The sequence below is a fragment of the Rhodoflexus sp. genome, from assembly GCF_053489755.1.
Window position 1 is genome coordinate 16,029 of the sequence record NZ_JBRCHD010000029.1, and the last position, 19,608, is coordinate 35,636.

Annotated in this window: 19 protein-coding genes; 10 read left to right on the top strand and 9 right to left on the bottom strand. The window is 46.4% G+C overall.

What is annotated here, in order from left to right; all coding sequences use genetic code 11:
- The first annotated feature begins 26 nt into the window (after window positions 1-26).
- The 5 genes from ACWIP2_RS06730 (at window position 27) to ACWIP2_RS06750 (ending at window position 4,005) form a co-directional block, all read left to right on the top strand.
- Window positions 27-446, top strand: coding sequence for a YbjN domain-containing protein (locus tag ACWIP2_RS06730; RefSeq protein WP_448519145.1), 420 nt, complete (start codon window positions 27-29; stop codon window positions 444-446).
- Window positions 447-458: 12 nt separating this feature from the next.
- On the top strand, window positions 459-1,745 hold the full coding sequence (locus ACWIP2_RS06735; protein ID WP_448519146.1) for an NRAMP family divalent metal transporter: 1,287 nt from the start codon (window positions 459-461) through the stop codon (window positions 1,743-1,745).
- A 153-nt stretch (window positions 1,746-1,898) separates the two neighbouring features.
- Window positions 1,899-2,147 (top strand): hypothetical protein, encoded by a 249-nt coding sequence (locus ACWIP2_RS06740; RefSeq protein ID WP_448519147.1) that lies wholly within the window; start codon window positions 1,899-1,901, stop codon window positions 2,145-2,147.
- Between the two features lie 78 nt (window positions 2,148-2,225).
- Complete coding sequence (locus tag ACWIP2_RS06745) at window positions 2,226-2,681, top strand: hypothetical protein (RefSeq protein WP_448519148.1); 456 nt, start codon at window positions 2,226-2,228, stop codon at window positions 2,679-2,681.
- Window positions 2,682-2,691: 10 nt separating this feature from the next.
- A complete protein-coding gene (locus tag ACWIP2_RS06750; protein WP_448519149.1) occupies window positions 2,692-4,005 on the top strand; it encodes a M43 family zinc metalloprotease in 1,314 nt (437 codons plus the stop codon).
- 208 nt (window positions 4,006-4,213) lie between these two features.
- Here the strand turns inward: ACWIP2_RS06750 and purH are convergent, their stop codons facing one another.
- Window positions 4,214-5,737 carry a bifunctional phosphoribosylaminoimidazolecarboxamide formyltransferase/IMP cyclohydrolase gene (gene purH / locus ACWIP2_RS06755; protein ID WP_448519150.1) on the bottom strand — a complete coding sequence of 508 codons (1,524 nt, stop codon included), beginning with the start codon at window positions 5,735-5,737 and terminating at the stop codon, window positions 4,214-4,216.
- A 99-nt stretch (window positions 5,738-5,836) separates the two neighbouring features.
- On the opposite strand from purH, the gene uvrC reads away from it, so the two are divergent.
- The 4 genes from uvrC (at window position 5,837) to rsmI (ending at window position 9,960) form a co-directional block, all read left to right on the top strand.
- Window positions 5,837-7,636: an excinuclease ABC subunit UvrC gene (gene uvrC, locus ACWIP2_RS06760; protein WP_448519151.1), complete on the top strand. Its 1,800-nt coding sequence runs from the start codon at window positions 5,837-5,839 to the stop codon at window positions 7,634-7,636.
- 236 nt (window positions 7,637-7,872) lie between these two features.
- Window positions 7,873-8,667, top strand: a complete 795-nt coding sequence (locus tag ACWIP2_RS06765; RefSeq protein WP_448519152.1) for a thymidylate synthase — start codon at window positions 7,873-7,875, stop codon at window positions 8,665-8,667.
- A gap of 125 nt (window positions 8,668-8,792) precedes the next feature.
- The gene (locus ACWIP2_RS06770) at window positions 8,793-9,278 is read left to right on the top strand and encodes a DUF2452 domain-containing protein (protein WP_448519153.1); all 486 of its coding nucleotides are present in this window, start codon (window positions 8,793-8,795) and stop codon (window positions 9,276-9,278) included.
- 10 nt (window positions 9,279-9,288) lie between these two features.
- Complete coding sequence (gene rsmI, locus ACWIP2_RS06775) at window positions 9,289-9,960, top strand: 16S rRNA (cytidine(1402)-2'-O)-methyltransferase (RefSeq protein WP_448519154.1); 672 nt, start codon at window positions 9,289-9,291, stop codon at window positions 9,958-9,960.
- 49 nt (window positions 9,961-10,009) lie between these two features.
- Here rsmI and ACWIP2_RS06780 read toward each other — a convergent pair whose 3' ends face one another.
- From ACWIP2_RS06780 to ACWIP2_RS06795, 4 genes are all read right to left on the bottom strand, one after another.
- The gene (locus tag ACWIP2_RS06780; protein ID WP_448519155.1) at window positions 10,010-11,560 is read right to left on the bottom strand and encodes an Rne/Rng family ribonuclease; all 1,551 of its coding nucleotides are present in this window, start codon (window positions 11,558-11,560) and stop codon (window positions 10,010-10,012) included.
- Window positions 11,561-11,705: 145 nt separating this feature from the next.
- Entirely contained in the window at window positions 11,706-12,530 is an 825-nt protein-coding gene (locus ACWIP2_RS06785; RefSeq protein ID WP_448519156.1) for a tetratricopeptide repeat protein, read from the bottom strand.
- 15 nt (window positions 12,531-12,545) lie between these two features.
- The gene (locus tag ACWIP2_RS06790; RefSeq protein WP_448519157.1) at window positions 12,546-12,854 is read right to left on the bottom strand and encodes an HU family DNA-binding protein; all 309 of its coding nucleotides are present in this window, start codon (window positions 12,852-12,854) and stop codon (window positions 12,546-12,548) included.
- Window positions 12,855-12,964: 110 nt separating this feature from the next.
- On the bottom strand, window positions 12,965-13,459 hold the full coding sequence (locus ACWIP2_RS06795) for an N-acetyltransferase family protein (RefSeq protein ID WP_448519158.1): 495 nt from the start codon (window positions 13,457-13,459) through the stop codon (window positions 12,965-12,967).
- 204 nt (window positions 13,460-13,663) lie between these two features.
- Here ACWIP2_RS06795 and ACWIP2_RS06800 point away from each other — a divergent pair, with 204 nt between their 5' ends.
- Window positions 13,664-14,428 carry a sensor histidine kinase gene (locus ACWIP2_RS06800; RefSeq protein ID WP_448519159.1) on the top strand — a complete coding sequence of 255 codons (765 nt, stop codon included), beginning with the start codon at window positions 13,664-13,666 and terminating at the stop codon, window positions 14,426-14,428.
- On the opposite strand, the gene ACWIP2_RS06805 is transcribed toward ACWIP2_RS06800, so the two are convergent.
- From ACWIP2_RS06805 to rffA, 4 genes are all read right to left on the bottom strand, one after another.
- The gene (locus ACWIP2_RS06805; protein WP_448519160.1) at window positions 14,385-16,181 is read right to left on the bottom strand and encodes a hypothetical protein; all 1,797 of its coding nucleotides are present in this window, start codon (window positions 16,179-16,181) and stop codon (window positions 14,385-14,387) included. The genes ACWIP2_RS06800 and ACWIP2_RS06805 overlap by 44 nt on opposite strands.
- 3 nt (window positions 16,182-16,184) lie before the next feature.
- Window positions 16,185-16,811, bottom strand: a complete 627-nt coding sequence (locus ACWIP2_RS06810; protein ID WP_448519161.1) for a class I SAM-dependent methyltransferase — start codon at window positions 16,809-16,811, stop codon at window positions 16,185-16,187.
- 12 nt (window positions 16,812-16,823) lie between these two features.
- Window positions 16,824-18,479, bottom strand: coding sequence for a hypothetical protein (locus ACWIP2_RS06815; protein WP_448519162.1), 1,656 nt, complete (start codon window positions 18,477-18,479; stop codon window positions 16,824-16,826).
- Window positions 18,480-18,486: 7 nt separating this feature from the next.
- Window positions 18,487-19,608 (bottom strand): dTDP-4-amino-4,6-dideoxygalactose transaminase (gene rffA / locus ACWIP2_RS06820; RefSeq protein WP_448519163.1); only part of this gene is annotated, 1,122 nt, incomplete at its 5' end.

Genomic DNA, 19,608 nt, shown 5'->3' on the forward strand with positions numbered 1-19,608 from the left:
TTACCTTTTAATCGTGCCATTTGTATATGTTTGAACTTACTCACTATTACCAGCTCGTAGAGAACGCCATCGAAGAGCTTGGAGTCAATCCGGTCGAGGCTCGTACTCAGAAGGCAGGGCAGTGGGATTTACGCAAAGGTTCTGCCAGCGTTTGGATCAACGTTTTCCTCTCGCGTGAGCGCGACGACTACGGCTATCTGCAAATCATGTCGCCCGTAATGAAAGTGCCGCAGGGCGATAACAGAGAAGCGCTTCTTGAGGAACTCCTCCAGCTCAACTACCAACTCTACGGCGTTGCTTTTTCTATGTACGAAGGCTGGCTGTACCTGCGCACTATTCGCGAGCTGGAAGGCTTAAGCCCTGAAGAGGCGCTTGCCATGCTGACGCGCATAGGAGTGTATGCCGATGAATACGACGATTACCTGAAACAAAAGTACGGGATCTAATTCCCTGCATACATGAGATACATTGGGCGGAGCGCGGGAAACATTCTCTTCTGGTCGGTTATTTCTGCGGCATTTATTGGCCCGGGAACGGTTACAACGGCAGCCGCTGCCGGCACTTCCTTTGGGCTTTCGCTACTTTGGGGCTTGTTGTTTGCTACGTTTGCCTGCATCGTTTTGCAAGAGCAGGCAGCCCGACTGGCACTCGGCGGACAAAAAAATCTCGGACAGGTACTCCTCCACCAGTTTGAGACATTGCCTATTGCGCGGATAGTAGCAGTTGCTATCATCATGGGCTGCGCTGCCTATCAGGCGGGCAATATCTTGGGCGCAGTAGCAGGACTTCAACTACTCTGGGATATTCCTACCTCTGTGGCGGCGGCGCTCATTGCAGCGACAGGCAGTTTTTTTCTCTGGAAAGGCGCGCCGCAAACCGTTGCCAAAAGCATGGGGCTGGCAGTTGCGCTGATGGCGCTGATGTTTGGCTGGCTTGCCTGGCATACCCCACACAGCGCCACCGATTGGCTGCGCGGGCTTTTCATTCCGCAACTGCCCGAAGGGAGTCTATTGCTGCTCACGGGGCTGCTCGGAACGACTATTGTTCCCTACAATCTTTTTCTGGCATCGGGTATCGGACACCGGCAAAGCATCGGCGAGGTGCGGCTGGGCATCGCTATTGCGGTCATGCTGGGCGGCGCTGTTTCTATTGCCATCCTCGCTGCCGGAACTTTCCTGAAGGAGTCCTTTCAATTCCAGACATTCGCCGCTGCTATCCGCGAACAGACAGGCGAGGCAGGTAGCTTGCTTTTTGGGTTGGGCTTGTTTGCGGCGGGCTTCAGTTCTTCGGTTACTGCCCCACTGGCTGCTGCCATTACTGCCCAAACCACCGCCCGAAACTCTTTTTCGGTACAGCAATTCCGCCTGATCTGGGCAAGCGTTATGCTCTTCGGGCTTGCTTTTGGCATGGCAGGCATCAAACCTGTACCTGCTATTTTGGCGGCGCAGGTAGCCAACGGAATGCTCTTGCCTTTCATAGCAGCTTTGCTCCTGCTGGCAGTCAATAATCGCCAACAACTGCCTGCTGAGACTTGCAACGGATATGCGGAAAATATTGCAGGGGGCATTGTCCTTTGGGTATGCAGCCTAATAGGCACACAAAATATCGTCAAAGCGGTACAAGCTGTTTGCGAGTGGCAACTTAGTGCAGCCGCTTTGTGGTGGCTATCGGCAACAATCAGCAGCGCAATTACAATTGCTGTTGCATGGCAAATCAGCAGACTACACATGCAAGCAGGCAGATAAAATATTTATCAGTTTGACTCATTTGTCAGCAAGACCAACCCTGATGTATGAAACAATTTCCTGCACTCCTGTTGCTGCTTACATTTTCATTGGCAACCTGCAAGAATGATAAAGCAAACGAAGATCCCGCACCGAGCAGTATCTCACTTACTAATGCGACGACCGCAACCGACACGCGAGGCAATGTACATACCGTCGGTTTTGATCAGGCAACAAGCATCAACCAAGAACTCTTTTGTGCGCAAATTCAACGGACAGGGGCAAGAACAATGGCGATTGGTGTATGAAAACACACCCCTTGACGGTCGTGGGGTGATGATTGCCTTAGACGAAGCACAAAATCCATACGTAGTCTTTACCTTAGATGGCGGCAGCAGCATTGCCCGTCTGCTCAGGCAATAGTTGTAACAAGTTTTAACAAGCCAATCAGCAGAAAAAAATGCACTGGTTGCTACATTTGTCTGCAAAAAAGATACGTTTATGAAAAAATATTTGCTCGTAGCCCTTGTTGGCATGATGTCGCTTGGCATGGTTGCCTGTGGTGGTAAAAAGCCCGCTGAAGAACAATCGCAAACCACTGTCGAAGAAGTTGCGGTGTCTCTGGAATGGAAAATCGAGGCGCTGGGAATGGATGAAACGGAAACAGCGCCTATTACCCGCTTTGCTGTCCTGATTAACGGCAAAGAAATATCTTTAGGGGAAGTCAGACAGCCTTTGGCAGAAATTCCAGCCTCTAAATTTATCAACAATGGCATTCCTGAAGACGCTGTGATTGCCTGCGGTGGCTACTGGGGCGGCACTACCAATTATTATGCAGTCGTTAAAGGGAATGAGGTTGTCATCATGTCGGGCGGCCCTAAGGAGGACTACGACCCTGCCGATGAACAACAAAGTCCGTACTACTACGAGGTATTTAAAACCATTCCACTGCCTTAAGCATTAGGATATGCAACTGCTCAAAAATGCTTTGGCGGGCTGGTTTATCTACACCCTATTCCTTTCCCTTCCGCTTGCAGCACAGGATGAACAGCGCTGCGGCACTTCGACTGAGGGCGCTGCTTATTTTATGCACTTCCAGCACCTGCTAAAGCAATCGCTGCCTGCAAACACCGGCACCGGGCGTACTGAAAACGAAATCTTGCAAATACCTATTATCTTCCATGTAATTCATCACGGCGAAGCTGTAGGGCAGGGCCCAAACATTACCGCCGAGCAGATTTTTGCACAAATAGAGGTGCTAAACGAAGATTTTCGCCGCAGGAATGCCGATGCAAGCCGCACGCTGCCACTGTTTCAGCCGGTAGCTGCCGATGCGGGAATTGAATTTTATCTCGCCGCTACCGACCCCGAAGGCAACTTGCTCCCTGAACCGGGTATCAGACGCGTAGCGCTGCCGCGCCCTGCCAACGGCTTTTATTCGGTAACGAGCTTTGATGCAGAGGTAAAACCAACAACAATCTGGGATCCTGCGCGCTATCTGAATGTGTGGGTAGTAGATAGCCTGCGCATGGGAGCGCCACTGGCGGGCTACGCGCAGTTTCCCGACCTTGCAGGGCTGGGCGGGCTGCCCGAAAATCCGCAAAATGCTGCTACAGACGGCGTTGTCGTGCGCCACAATCGGCTGGGGTCGGTTGTTAGAACGCCTTGGGCTGCCCCACTGAATCGTCAGGCTGTGCCCGGTCGCTTTGACCGCGGACGCACCCTGACCCACGAGATCGGGCATTTTTTGGGCTTGCTGCATCCTTTTGAAGGCGGCTGCTTCGGACTGAACGACCATTGCGAAGACACGCCACCTACGTTTTTAACTACCGCAGGCTGTCCTGATAATCCGTTGAGTTGTGAACAACCGACCATGTCGCAAAATTTTATGCAGTTTACAGACGATGCCTGCATGAACCTATTCACCATTTGTCAAGTGGCACGAATGCGGCAGGTGCTGGCAGTCAGTCCACGCCGCCGCGAGTTATTGACCAGCAACGTTGGCAGGGGCGATGTGCAGGCTTTTTTGCAAAAAGTAGACCTGACCGCACAGGTACGCATTTTCCCCAACCCCGTTACAGATGCGATTCGCGTAGAAAGTCCGCATCCCTTGCTGGGCTGTCGCTATGAAATCTATAATCTGTTGGGGCAGGTGATTACCGCAGGCGAAATAGAATCGCCGCAGAATGAAATCCGACCACTAAAACCCGCCACAGGCATCTATATCCTGCGGCTGTTTACACCGCAGGGCATTGTCGTTCGTAAAATTTATTGGCAGTAGGGTTTTACCGCAGAGGCTGTAGCGTATATATGAGTCATCACAAAAATTTAGATAGAACACGGGTACAGGCAGATAACACGGAATAACGCAGATTTTTGATTGTTTTTTAATCAGGAAAAAGCGTTGTACAGAAATCCGTGAAAATCAGCGTAATCAGCGTTCCAAAAATTCGGTACGGCGTGCAACGATGACTTACGTTGACATTTTATTAATGCAAGAAATGGCGCACGCCTGTAAATACCATTGCCATGTCGTTGGCATCGCAGAAGGCGATAGAATCGGCATCTTTGATGGAGCCGCCCGGCTGAATCACAGCGCGAATGCCCGCCTGATGCGCAATTTCCACGCAGTCGGGGAAGGGGAAGAAGGCATCGGAAGCCATTACCGCCTTGCTCAGGTCAAAACCGAAATGTTTGGCTTTTTCAATTGCCTGACGGAGCGCATCTACGCGGGAGGTTTGCCCCACGCCGGCGGCAAATAACTGCCCGTTCTGCGCCAGCACGATGGCGTTGCTTTTGGCATGTTTGACCAATTTATTGGCAAAGAGCAGCGCTTTGACTTCATCGGCGGTCGGTTCGCGTTTGGTAACGGTTTTGAGGTCGGCTGTGGTTTCGGTTTTTGCGTCGCGCTCTTGCGCAATCATGCCGTTGAGTAGCGTTCTTGCTTGCCAATCGGGTAGCGCAGCGGCTTTTTGCCGCAACAAGATGCGATTTTTCTTGGTTTTAAGCACCGGCAGCGCCGATTCGTAAAACAGCGGCGCAATCAACACCTCAAAAAACAGCGCGTCTATCTCTTTGGCAGTTGCCAAATCTATCGGCTTGTTGGTTATCAACACGCCGCCGAAGGCCGATACAGGGTCGGCTTGCAAGGCTTTTAGGTAGGCATCGCGGACGTTGCCTGCCGTTGCTGCGCCGCAAGCGTTGGTGTGTTTCAATATTGCAAAGGCAGGCTCACCGCCAAATTCGGCAATGAGTTTCACGGCCGCGTCAATATCCGCTAAGTTGTTGTAAGACAACTCTTTGCCGTTCAGTTGTTCAAACATCGCATCCAGATTGCCAAAGAAATAGCCTTTTTGGTGCGGATTTTCGCCATAGCGGAGGGGGCGGCTTTTGCGCAGGCTTTGCTTGAAAACGGGCAGTTCTTCGGTGCGGTTGAAATAGTTGAAAATCGCACTATCGTAGTGCGAACTTATGTCAAAAGCCTTCGCGGCGTAGCGGCGGCGCTGGGCAAGCGTAGTTTCGCCCTTTTGTTCCGACAAGATCTGATACACGTCTTTGTACTGCTCGCGCGATGAGACGATGAACACATCGTTAAAATTTTTGGCAGCAGCGCGGATCAATGAAATGCCGCCAATGTCAATTTTTTCAATAACAGCATCTTCGGCAGCGCCAGAGGCTACTGTGTCCTCAAAGGGATATAAGTCCACAATGACCATGTCAATAGCGGGAATTTCGTATTGGGCTGCCTGCTCGCGGTCGTTGGCAAGGTCGCGGCGGTGCAATATGCCGCCAAAAACTTTGGGATGCAGGGTTTTCACGCGCCCGCCAAAAATGGAAGGATAGCCTGTCAGGTCTTCCACTGCCGTAACGGGCAGGTTCAGGCTTTCGATGAATTGCTGTGTGCCGCCGGTGGAATAGAGCCGCACGCCTTGTTGATGCAATAAACGCAACAGCGGTTCTAAGTTGTCTTTGTAATAAACCGAAACAAGGGCGGAACTGATTTTCTTTTGCATGACGAAGATAGGAGAATTTGCGCCGCAAAGTTGGGGAAAAATCGGGAGGTTTTGTTCGCAATCATCCCCGATAAACCGCTAAGCGATTAAATTTGCAATATGCAGGAAGAGGAACGCATAGAACTGGTAGAAACTATTCGCAATTTGCCGTCTGCACCGGGAGTGTACAGGTACTACAACGCGGCAGATGAGTTGATTTACGTAGGCAAAGCCAAGAACCTGAAAAGTAGGGTAAGTAGTTATTTTGTCAAATCGAACGACAAAAGCCGCAAAACGCGCCAACTTGTACGCGAAATCCGCCGCATTGAATACACGGTAGTTGATTCGGAGTTTGATGCGCTGCTACTGGAAAATAACCTCATCAAACAGCACCAGCCGCGCTATAACATCCTACTCCGCGACGACAAGACCTATCCTTACCTCTGCATTACCAACGAGCCGTTTCCGCGTCTGATCCCGACTCGCAAGCGGATAGAAGGGCGCGGCACCTACTTTGGGCCTTATGCAAGTGTGAAAGCTATGAAAACCGTACTAGAATTGGTGCGGCAACTGTACACCATTCGCACCTGCAAGTATGCGCTTACGCCCGAAAACATCGCCCGAAAAAAGTTTAAAGTCTGTCTGGAATACCACATCAAAAACTGCAAGGGCCCTTGCGAAGGGCTTCAAACTGTCGCCGACTACGACGCAGACATGGCGCAGGTAGCACATATTATCAAAGGAAAACTCGGAACAGTCCGCTCCTATTTCCGCGAGCGAATGCTGGAGGCGGCTGCCAAACTGGCCTTTGAAGAAGCGCAACTTTTCAAGGAAAAATTGGAGGTGATCGAAAAGTTCCAGAGCAAGTCGCTGGTGGTCAATCCGGATATTTCCGATCTGGACGTAATCGCTATCACGAGCGACGAAAAATATGCTTACCTCAACTACCTGCACATCGAACACGGCTGTATTATCCAGACCAAAACCGTGCATCTGAAAAAGAAATTGGACGAAAGCGAGGCTGATATTCTGGCTGCAATGATTGTAGAATTTCGGCAGCAGTTTCGCTCGGAGGCAGCCCGCGTGGTTACGAACCTTGCCCCCGAAATCGCCTTTGAGGGCTTTGAGGTAATGGTTCCCAAAATCGGCGACCTGAAAAAACTCGTTGATCTGAGCTACAAAAACGCCATGTTCTACCGCAAGGACAAAATGCAGCGCGACAGCGAGCAAAAAGAACAAAGCAAGCGCGTACTCGACCGCTTAAAAGCCGACCTGAACCTGCCCAGCGTACCGATGCACATCGAGTGTTTCGATAACTCTAACATGCAGGGCACTAACCCCGTAGCAGCGATGGTATGCTTCAAAGGCGGCAAACCCTCCAAAAAAGACTACCGCCACTTCAACATCAAGACAGTGGAAGGGCCGGACGACTTTGCCTCCATGCACGAGATCGTTACGCGCCGCTACCGCCGCCTACTGGATGACCACAAAACACTGCCCGACCTGATTGTCATTGACGGCGGCAAAGGACAGCTCAGCGCTGCTTGCCAAGCACTGAAGGAATTGGGCATCTATGGACTCGTACCCATTATCGGTATTGCCAAGCGCTTGGAAGAAATTTTTTACCCCGAAGATCCGCTGCCGCTGCTCATCAACAAGAAATCTAAGGGGCTGATGCTGCTCCAGCGCATCCGCGACGAGGCACACCGCTTTGCCATCACCTTCCATCGCGACCAACGCAGCCGCAAAAGCCTTGTGAGCCAGTTGGAGGGCATCCCCGGCATCGGCAAGCAAACCACCGAAAAGCTACTGGCCAAATACCGATCTGTGAAAAAAATCGCTGCTGTGCCTTTTACAGAACTTGCCGAATTGATCGGCAAAGACAAGGCTGCCGCTGTGTTGAAGCATTTGAATAGTTAATGAAATTGGCTTTGAGCAGCGAAGATCTTATTCTTACCCTGTAACACGTCCTTAGCATGTGCTTATGTAAAACAGGTTCAATATCGGTAATATGATAATTACCCTCTTCTTTCGTTGCTCCATTAGGAGATTCGCCAATTACCTATACAAACTGCATGGTAGATGATTCATTTTAGTTTTAATTGCAAAGAGCGCAGCTTGGAAAGCATTGCAGAGTTTTAGCTACTTTTGCAGTCATGCAACAATACCATGACCTCCTTAGGTATATCCTGACGAACGGCGTGCGCAAAACCGATCGCACAGGCACGGGAACGATCAGCGTTTTCGGTTATCAGACGCGCTTTGACCTTGCAGCGGGCTTTCCCTTAGTTACAACCAAAAAAGTCCATTTGAAATCCATCATCCACGAATTGTTGTGGTTTTTGCAAGGCAGCACCAACATTGCTTATCTGAAAGCTAACGGAGTCAGCATCTGGGACGATTGGGCAGATGCAGATGGTGAACTGGGGCCGATATATGGCAAACAATGGCGCAGTTGGCATACCTGCGACGGGCGTACGATTGACCAGATCGGGCAGTTAATTGCACAAATTAAACGCGATCCGGACTCGCGCCGCCTGATAGTCAGCGCTTGGAATGTCGCCGATATTGCGCAGATGGCGCTGCCGCCTTGTCATGTACTTTTTCAGTTTTACGTAGCCGAAGGTAAACTTTCCTGCCAGCTCTACCAGCGTAGCGCGGATGTATTTCTGGGTGTTCCGTTCAATATCGCATCTTACGCATTGCTTACGCTAATGATTGCACAGGTTTGCGAGCTGCAACCGGGAGAGTTTATCCATACTTTTGGCGATGTACATATCTACCTGAACCATCTGGATCAGGTTAAACTGCAACTGAGCCGCGAGCCGCGTCCGCTGCCGCAAATGGTGCTTAATCCGTCGGTCAAAGATATCTTCGCATTCAAATACGAAGACTTCCAATTGCTCAACTACGATCCGCATCCGGCAATCAAGGCCCCTGTTGCAGTATGAACAAATGAAGTTTTTTCTTGTTATGATGTAGCAGCATGCGTTTAAACGTGTGTATTTGCCGTTGTAAGATCAACAACTTGCAAACCCTGAAAAGCGTACTACAAATAAATAATAAATGTGCCAACATGCCCGAACCGGAAAACGAACATATCGGAAAAGCCATTGACGTAAACAGCATTGATCTGGAAAAGATGCGGGAAAAAGTAACCGACAATCCCGGACTATTGCCCTACGCACACACGGTAGGTAGTGCGGTTATTAAGCCTGAAGACGAGGGCAGCATTAAAGCCAATGCACTGGAGGCGATGCGCCAACAGACCGGCTCGCAGATGGGACAGATCTACGAGCAGATGCAAACGCTAGTAAAACAAGCTAAAGACATACAAGAAAGAATTTGGGTTTCTGAGCGGATCTATCAGGCAGAAATGCGATTCAATCCACTCATCGGGCGCATTTACTACCTCTACGAACGCGAAGGACAGAAGGATATCCTTTCATTAGTTGCACCGCACGAGTGGGGACGGAGCAAAAAGTACACAAAATTTATCGCCAAAGTCCACCTGCTGGCAGATCATACATGGGAGGTGTTGGAGCTGGGCGAAGATCTGTAGCCCATCCATCATGCTGACCGTTGTACCAACCCCGATAGGTAATTTGGAAGATATCACCCTGCGCGCTTTGCGCATCCTGCGCGAGGCTGATTTTGTTATTGCCGAAGACACCCGCGTTTCGGGCAACCTGCTCAAGCATTTTGAGATCAAAAAGCCGCTACTCAGTTTTCACACTGCCAACGAGCACAAAGCGTTAGAAGGAATCATCGCACGCCTACAGCAAGGGCAGCGCGGGGCATTGGTCAGCGATGCAGGCACGCCCGGCATCTCCGATCCCGGTTTTTTGCTCATCCGCGCCTGCATCCGCGAAGGTATTGCTGTGGAGTGCCTGCCCGGCCCGACAGCTTTCGTGCCTGCGCTGGTAGCATCGGGGCTGCCCTGCGATACTTTTACTTTTTGGGGATTTCTGCCGCATAAGAAAGGCAGGCAAACGCAACTTACGCAGATAGCGGCTTGGGAACACACCATTGTATTGTACGAATCGCCGCATCGCCTGCTTAAACTGCTCGAAGAACTTCGAGTCCACTGCGGTGCTGACCGCCGGCTGTGTGTTGCCCGCGAGCTTAGCAAACTGCACGAAGAAATTACCCGTGGTACAATAGCCGAAATGCTCGCATATTTTGGGGAACGGCCGGTCAAAGGAGAAATTGTGGTAGTCCTCGGCGGAAAACAGGAAACTTGATTCATGCGCACCAAACAAAAAAGCCACCCCCGAGAGGATGGCTTTTTTGCTACAATTCGATGAATTGATCTTGTTGGTTTTTGAGATAAAACTCTGTAACCCCCAAGGAAGAATCTTTTTCTATCCTTACCCATCTTCGGTATTTGAAAAACCAGTTCAGTCGAATGGAAGGCCACCCTGCCGTAAAATAGGCGTACAGATAAGGATGAACAATCAGCGTGACTTTACTTTCATTTTGTCGGGTGAGGATGTAGTCAAGTTTGCTTTCAATTTGGTCGGCAACCGATATAGAAGCGTTGATCTTGCCTGTTCCGTTGCAAGTTGGGCACTTTTCCAGAGTTGATATGTTCAACTCCGGTCGTACGCGCTGTCTGGTAATTTGCATCAGACCGAATTTGGTAAGCGGTAACACGGTAAATTTGGCACGATCCGACTTCATTTCGGCTTTGATATGCTCGTAGAGCAGCCGTTTGTGTTCAGCAGACTTCATGTCAATAAAGTCAATGACGATAATGCCACCCATGTCGCGCAATCTGAGCTGGCGGGCTATTTCAGTCGCGGCTTCCATATTGACAGCAAAAGCAGTGTTTTCCTGCGTACTTTCAGCATTGGATTTATTGCCACTGTTTACGTCAATCACATGCAGTGCTTCGGTGTGCTCAATTACGATGTAGCCGCCGCTGGGTAGGCTCACGGTCGGACCGAAGAGCAGTTTCACCTGTTTTTCGATGCCGAAAGCCTCAAAAATTTTGGCCTTGCCGGTATAGAGCTTTACGATTTTTTCTTTTTCGGGAGCAATGTTCCGAATAAAAACCTTGATGTCTTCGAACATATCGCGGTCGTCCACCGTGATGCTGTCGAAGGTTTCGTTGAGCATATCGCGCAGCATCGAGTTGGCTCTACCTACCTCGCCGATGATTTTCTCACGTGGCTTTGCGGTTTGTAGTTTTTCCATCCCTTTTTGCCAGTTGTTGAGCAGCTCGTTCAGGTCTTTTTCAAGTTCGGCGATTTCTTTGCCTTCAGCTACGGTTCGAATAATGATTCCGAAATTTTCCGGCTTAATGGAAGAAAGCAACCTTAAAAGCCGCTTTCTTTCTGTATTTTCAGTTACTTTTTTAGAAACATTGACCGTATTGGAAAAGGGCACAAGTACGATATGCCGTCCTGCCAGCGAAAGTTCGCAGGAAAGGCGTGGACCTTTGGTGGAAATAGGCTCTTTGACTACTTGCACAAGGATTTGCTGGTTTACCTTCAACACGTCGCTAATCTTTCCCAGTTTGTCCAACGCAGGCTCCATCTTGAAGCCTTTCAGTTTTGCATGATCATACTTGTTGTTTTGCACCATCTTGGTAAATTTCTGCATAGAGCGGAAGTTGGGACCAAGGTCTAAATAGTGCAAAAATGCGTCTTTTTCGTATCCTATGTCAATGAACGCTGCGTTCAGCCCGGGTACGATGCGCCGAACGACCCCTAAAAAAATATCTCCTACTACAAAATTTTCACTATTGTTTTCATAGTGAAACTCTACCAAACTTTTATCTCGCAGAAGCGCTATCCGGCCGCCATTTTGAGTTGAGTTAATTACTAATTCGTTACTCATAGATGGCTCGGAAAAACGTTACAGATGACTACTTCTTCTTATGTCTGTTTTTTCTGAGGCGCTTTTTGCGTTTGTGCGTAGCAATTTTGTGTCTTTTTCTTTTTCTTCCGCAAGGCATAGTCTTACACGGTTAAAGGTGAAACAATTATTTTAATTTTTGTAAAAATTCGTCCGTTGCAGCTTGTATCGCCGGATCGGGGTCAGCTTTTTTAACTGACTCGAACCATTTGATGGCTTCTTGGCGCTTACCTGATTCAGCAAGCGACATGGCAAGGTAGAACTGTGCTTTGGTATCTTCAGGGTTCAGTCCCAGCAATTGCTCGAAGCGGGCAATGGCTTTGTCATATTGCCCCGACTGCATAGAAAGTACTCCTAAGTTGAACAAGGCAAATTCATTTTGAGGATCTTCTTCCAAAACCTCGCGAATCAATGCAATGCCTTGCATCGGAGCTTCCGAAACGATGTAGGTCATCCCCATCTTGGTTTTTGCATCAAGTCGTGCAGGATCGGCTTCCAGCACCAGTTTGTAGTAAGCGCGGGCTTTTTCGCCTAATTGCTTGCTCTTTTCGGGATTGATAGCAAAGCCAAAGGCTTCGTAGTAGGCATCAGCCGCCCGCATGTGCAAACTTACTGAAGGAAAGCGCTGTGCCAACTGATCGCTGTAATAAGCAATGCTATCCAATTGATTGACCTCTCTGTATAGGGCTGCCATCGAGTCCAGCACTGCGGTCAGACCTGCCCTGTCTTTTCCCGCTGCAAAGGCAGTGCGCAAACTTTGCAATTGGCGCTCCTGCGCTTCTGTCAGCGGAATAGTATGCATACGCACCACGTTTGAGTCGGGTACAGTCTGCGCAGCGGGCGTATTTCGCATGTCTTTAATATCGGTTTCGACAATAGATTTCGGTAGAACCGACAGGCCAAGCACTGCCAAAGCAGCTATACCTGCAACAATTAACTGATGTTTATGCATAGGCACACTCCTGTGTTATTGCGTATTGTGCGCCAAACGCACTTTATCGCTGTTTTTGATTTTGTCTACGAAAGTTTTAGCCGGCTTAAAGCTCGGAATGTAGTGTTCCTCAATTTCGATCGGCGTGTTTTTGGAAATATTACGCCCGATTTTCTTGGCACGCTTCTTATTAACGAAGGAACCAAAACCTCTGATATAGATATTATGGCCCTCTGCCATGCTTTGGCGAATCACGTTAAGGAAGGCTTCAACTGTGGCGGTTACATCGCCCCTATCTATTCCTGTCTTTTCCGCAACTTCTGCGATTACGTCTGCTTTTGTCACCGGTAAAAAGATTTTCTGTTTCCTGAAAAGTGTAAAATCCTATAAATCAAGTGATTTTAGGGCTGCAAATTTAGAATTGCCTTTTCGGATTTGCAATACTACAGAAAAATTTAGCTTGCAGAACTGCCAAATTGCCACTGCTCCAACTGCGAACGGAAGAGTTTCCCGTTGATCCACTCCCCGTCCAGATGTGCGCCCAGACGCTTGTAAAACTCGATGGCAGGCGTATTCCATTCAAGCACTTGCCATGTGAGCAGGGACATGTCCTGTGTCAGGCATTCCTGCACCATCGCGTCGAACAGCAGCTTGCCGATGCCCTTGCCGCGCTGATCTACGGTAACGACTAAGTCTTCCAAATAGAGGCAAGGCCCTTTCCATGTTGAATAGCGGGTGTAGTAGAGTGCTATCCCAACAATCTGCTTGCTGTCTGCCAGTTCAGCTACATAGAAACCAAAGACCGGGCGTTCGCCAAAACCGTCCCGAAGCATTTGTTCGGGCGTAGTAACGACCTCGTTTTCAGCTTTTTCATAGATTGCCAACTCTACAATCAGCCGATGAGCGGCGGGTAAGTCGGCGGGAGTGCCTTTGCGTATAATTACTGACATTGTCTGCCTGTTTTTAGATCTGCCAACAAAACTATGAAAGCCCTGTCAATTTATTTAATTTGTTTATTTTAGCTTAATACATTACCTTTGTTTATAGGATTTCCCTAATAGAAGTAGCAGCTTTGAAACACGCCATAACCACTCTAATATTTCTTTGAAGCGGTGAAAGACTCTTAATTATTTCACTTTTGATCAAAAAATTACATGAAGAACTTCAAAGAGCGTGTAGCTGTGATTGAAGAACAATCAACTCGTACGCATACTCCCCTGCCCGCAGAAGACCGGCACGGAGAGGCTGATGAACTGGAGCGCTTTATTTATCGGGCTTCCCACGATTTGCGCGGGCCGCTGTCTCGCCTGATGGGGCTTTGCAACGTGGCTGCACTGGAAGTAAGCGACGTGCAGGCGCTTAGCTACCTGTACAAGATTGCCTGTGCTGCTTCGGAAATGGACGAGATGCTGCACAAGGTGCTTAAAATAGAATTGGTCAAACAAAAGGAATTCAGTATTACGCCGCTCAACCTTAGCGAGCGGATCACACATATTATTGAAACGGTTTTGGCTGAGGAGGGACGACCACAGGTATCGTTCAACATACATACGCCACAGATACCTGTCTATACAGATGCTTTTCTCTTCGAACTTGCGATCGAAAATATGGTGCGCAACGCTGTCCAATATCGGATCACTTCGGAGCGCGTAAACTCTGAGGTAACTGTTTGCGGACGGATAGAGGGGCATCAACTGCTGCTCACCATCAGCGACAACGGTACAGGCATCGCACCCGAACATCAGCCGCGTATGTTTGAAATGTTTTTCCGCGGCTCGGAGCTTTCCAAAGGTCCCGGGTTGGGCTTATACCTGAGTTGGCTGTGTATGAAACGGCTCGGCGGCTTGGTACGGCTGCTGGAGAGCCGCCCGCAGTTTACGGTATTTGAGTTGCAGGTTCCGATGGGGTTGTGGGGGTGAAAGAGACTTTAAAAAGTCTAGAACCGTTCAACTGGTTAAAAAGGCTGTTGATTTCCTGCCACTGAACCTGTTTGCCGTAGCGCTCAATCATGTACGTCTGATAAAGTTGCGTCTCTATGAAATTATAAGCCTTGCCGATTAACAAATAAACGCCCGGTCTTTCAGCTATCGCCGTGTATAAGTCGCTTACAGACAATTTTGCTAAAACGGCGCGAGCTTCCGGCGTAACTTGATGCGTTCCTAAAGAAAAAATATTTATCTTTTTTAAATAGGAAATATCTTCAAACGGTTTGATGTACTCGTAAGGGAAGGCGGCTCCCCACGAAACAAGCAGCTCAATGTTTCCCCTGTTTGTCAAATCCTCAATAGCTGATTGTAGAGCCTCTTTTTGATAGTTTGATTCTTTATAATAGTACGTCCAATTATGAGCCATCGTATATCTGTTATCTCTGATTATTTTCTGTATAGGATATAATCCTATCAATATCAATAATAATTTTAAATATTCAGAAGATGTAACGTCGAAAATCCCCTTCTTAGGTTTAATGATACAGATGGCAAAAAAACTAATGGCTGTAGCTAATGACATAACGATAAAAACCCGTTCAGGCGGCGTTCTGAAAAAGAATCCTATCAAAAAGTAAGTCAAGAAAAACCATGCGTAAGCAAGCGCTGTAAAGATTAATTTTTCAAGAGAAAAACAATAAATGGAAACGGCGGATAATATCAAGAAAAAATGAAAGATTACAGGCAGTTTGATCACATCTTTTATCTCTTCAACGGTTTTTTCATCGCCAATGTGCTTCATGAAGTTTTTAAAATCTTTTTTAGGTCTATATTTAGCCAATTCTTCAAAAGATTCTATGTTGTATATTTCCTGATTCATAAAAAACCAATTAATAAGCATATAGTAGTCGTTTTCACTCCATCCAACTTTATTCAAAATGCTCTTTCTTTCCTGCGTAGAAAAACTTCTCAAAGCTCCTTTGTCCAAAATTTCTCCCCTCGCGGAGTTAAAGGAGTAGAAACGAATGGTTTTATCATAATTGTTATGATGTGACATGTTAAGATATTCCAATCCAAAACTCAAAGCGATTGATACAAACAAATATTTTATCCATGCGCTATTTTTAAATATGTCTTGTAAACTCTTAAAAGAAATTATTTTGTATGCGTAAATGGGAGCAAACATAACTACAACCAACATGCATGATTGAAATCTGATAAGCGCCGATATGGCGATTAGTAACAAAGCGAAAAGCCGATTTTTATCGTCTTCTGCAACCAACAAACCTAAAACGCCCGCAACGCCGGCTATTCCTGCAACAATGGTAAATTGGAGAAGAAAAATAGGCTTAAGACAAACAGAAGAAAAAATAGCCAAGTAAAGCGCCTTAACATAAATGCCTTCCGCATATTTAAAAATAAGGTAGGATATACATGTATAAGACGCATATATGACAATTAAAAACGATAAGGGGTACCAATCGACAAAATCGAACCATTGATAAAGTTTAAATATGACATATGAAAAAATAATATTAATAAAAAGAACGTTGGGAGTAGCGCTCTCAACGATGCCTATTCCTCTAATATATAACATCATCCCTACATCATCGTTACCCATGTAAAAAATATCAAAAAACGATAACGTTAAGGCGAAGGCAACCGCATTGAAAATTAGGGATGACAAAAAAGGATGATTCTTTATTAAACCGTCAGTAAAATCCATGATTGAAAATATTTTTTTCATAGCTTATTTTTTTGATATGCAAATGCAGTGAGAATAAGGTATGCGCAGCATATCATGCCGCACCTGCGTCAGCGTCTCTTGAAAAGCCGCTTCGTGTAATTTTGTATATTGCTCAGCATGCCTCACATGCCGACCTCTATCCGATGATATGATAATTTTTGCAATAAAAGGTTGATTCTCGATAAAAACAGGGTCGATTGTAATAAATCTGCCGTTAGGCGCAAGAGCATTATAAGCCAAAAGAATTAGTTTATTTGCATAATTATCGTTAAGGTGGTGAAGAACTCCAAAAGATATTACGACATCAAAGTCCTGATGAAACTTTCCTATTGGAATATCCATTACATCTTGACAGTAAAACTGCGCTCTATCTCCGTATTTTCTTTTAGCGGCATTAATATAACTCTCCGATAAATCATAACCTACATAGCGAATGGCCTGAGGCAAATATTTCAATATCCTGCCTGTTCCGCATCCTATATCCAGAATGCGCATCCCATCATAAGTCCTTATATGCTCTCGCACGAACGCATTCATCGAGGCGCCGCTCACAGTAGACTGAACGATGTCATAAATGAAAGGCAAAGACAGCGCCGATCGAATTCCTGATGTAATTTGTGAGTCTGACATTTAAAAATTAATTTATGATTTGGAAAGTTTAATGATCTTTCTTTGTCCAAGAGACGCGATTTCCGCGCTTTTAATTTTAACGGCATAGTGTTCCCTCATGTAGGAGCTAATTAACTCAATCTCATTAAATGGAGCGTAAATAGCCAGATAAACGTTTTGTCTTTCAATCAACGCCAGATAAATATCTTCAATTTTATATTTGTCTAAAACTTTGCGTTGCGGCTTGAATCGCTGAAAGCAGCCTAATGAAAACATGTTTAGATTTTTTAAATAGCTTAAATCCTCGAACGGCAAAACATAGTCCATGGGCAATCCTATTCCTAAAACTACATATAAATTTTCCCCGTTGTTCATATTATTTTGCCAGATAAAAGACTTAAAAGTTTTGTTGTACTCAACCGCGGTTTTGGAACTTTCATAATTAACATGACATGTGTAAAAAAATAATGAGAAAAACGCTCCGCCGACAAGAAGATGCCTAAAAAGATCGCGTCTGCCGATGATGGCAAAAGTATTGTAAAACAATATGGGCAAAACGCCTAAAAACGCAAACATTGGCATCAAAATCCTTTCGGGCGGAGCTTTCATAGCGTATCTGATGCCAACGATTATTATAAATACATACGCCCAAAAAAACAAGTAAAACAACATCGCTTTGCGGCTGCCGTTTGATAACAACGCAAAAATAATCGTTATCGCCAAAGCCGATATGCAAAAAGGACTCTTGACAATATCATAAAGAAAGAAATAGCTCTTTATTCTAAACAGATTGTCAATGAAATATTTCGTTTGAGGCGAATTTTCAAGAAGATATTTAAATTTTTCCGCATTATATATCGTATCATTCATAAAAAACCAATGACGAAACATTTGGTAGTCGTTGTCTGACCAACCGACTTTTTCTAACAATTGTTTTTTAGTCTCTTCATCCGTTCTTTGGTCAAACGTATAATGCGCCAGAGAGCCGCGATATTTATTAAACGTATGGCTATTATCATATTGATTGTGAGCATAATCGCTATATTGAGATAACGCAAAAGCCAATATGCCCGCAAGAATTGGATATGAGATGATAAGAAGTTTCTTCTTGTCGAAATAAATTGCAAATAAAAATAAGGGCAACGCTAAAATTGTGGACATCAAATACGACTCATATCTGATAAAAGAAGCTAAAACGATAATTAAAAGACCGATAATCCTTTCATCAACAGATTGATTTGTTAACAATAGAAAATAACCGCTGATAGCCAATATAGACGCTATAACTGTAAATTGAAGTTGCGCTATAATAGGTAACCCTAACAACAGAAATGCGATTAAATAAAACAAAACGCTTATCTTATCGTTGCCTTTTAACGCTATGCCGCCCATAATTGTAAAACTTGTAAACAAACAGCCTACCATGAAAAAGCTATACCAGTCAAAATCAGGATATAGTATAAAAAGATTTTTTAAGAATTTACCGATTAATATATTCATAAAAAGAATGTATTCGGTAGGTTCGGTAACGACGCTGATGCCTCTGACCATTAGCATCATTATTACATCATCATTCGTCTGATAAAAAGGAGTAAAAACACTGTAAACAATGCCAAATAACAGCAAATGAAGTAAAAATGAGGACTGATAAGATCTTTCTCTAAGTATAGAGATTAGTTTTTCTTGCATAGTACTTTTAAAATTTCATCAATACATCCACCACCTGCCCAACTTCCAACTCATAAAACATCGGCAAACGCACCAGACAGTCGGAAAAGCGGTCGCTCTGGGGCAGTTCGCGACCATCGTGGCGGGGAGTATAAAACGGCGATTTGTGCAGGCTCAAATAATGAAAAACCGCCAATATTTGATGCTTTTTCAAATGGTCAATCAGGGCGGCGCGCTGTTCCAGACTTTGGCAAACCAAGTAGAACATATGCGCATTGTTCGTAGCATAGGGCGGAATGACAGGCAAACCAATGCCGCGCGCGGCAGCCCAGTCTTTCAAGCCTTCGTAGTACGCCTGCCAGATTGTCGCTCTGCGTTCCTGAATTTGTTCTAAATGCTCTAATTGCGCCCAAAGAAAAGCGGCGATAATTTCTGAAGGCAGAAAGGAAGAACCAACATCCACCCAGCCGTATTTATCCACCTCGCCGCGAAAGAAGGACGAGCGATTAGTGCCTTTCTCCCAAATGATTTCGGCGCGGGCTTTGAAACGCTCGTCGTTAATGGCAAGCATGCCGCCTTCGCCTGAAATAATGTTTTTGGTTTCGTGGAATGAAAACGCCGCCAAGTGTCCGATACCACCCAAAGCCTTGCGCGTGCCATCGGAAAAAGTATAGTAACCGTCTATTGCCTGCGCGGCATCTTCTACTACCCACAAGTTATATTTTGCCGCCAGCGCCATGATTTTTTCCATGTCGCAGGCTACACCCGCATAGTGCACGGGTACAATAGCTTTTGTGCGCGGAGTGATAAGCGTCTCTATTAAGTCGGTATTGATGTTGGGTTCTTCGTTGCGGCTGTCGCAAAAGCGGATGTTTGCGCCTCTGAGAACAAAGGCGTTAGCCGTAGAAACAAAAGTATAAGACGGCATAATCACCTCGTCTCCGGGCTGAATATCGGTCAGGATGGCTGCCATTTCCAGCGCATCGGTACAAGAAGTGGTAAGCAAGCACTTGCCGAATCCATAGCGCCCCTCAAAAAACCGCTGACAGAGTTGAGTATATTTGCCGTTGCCGGAAAGTTTACCCTCATATACGGCATCGTACATATAGTGGGCTTCTTTGCCGGTGAGGTGGGGGCGGTTGAAGGGGGT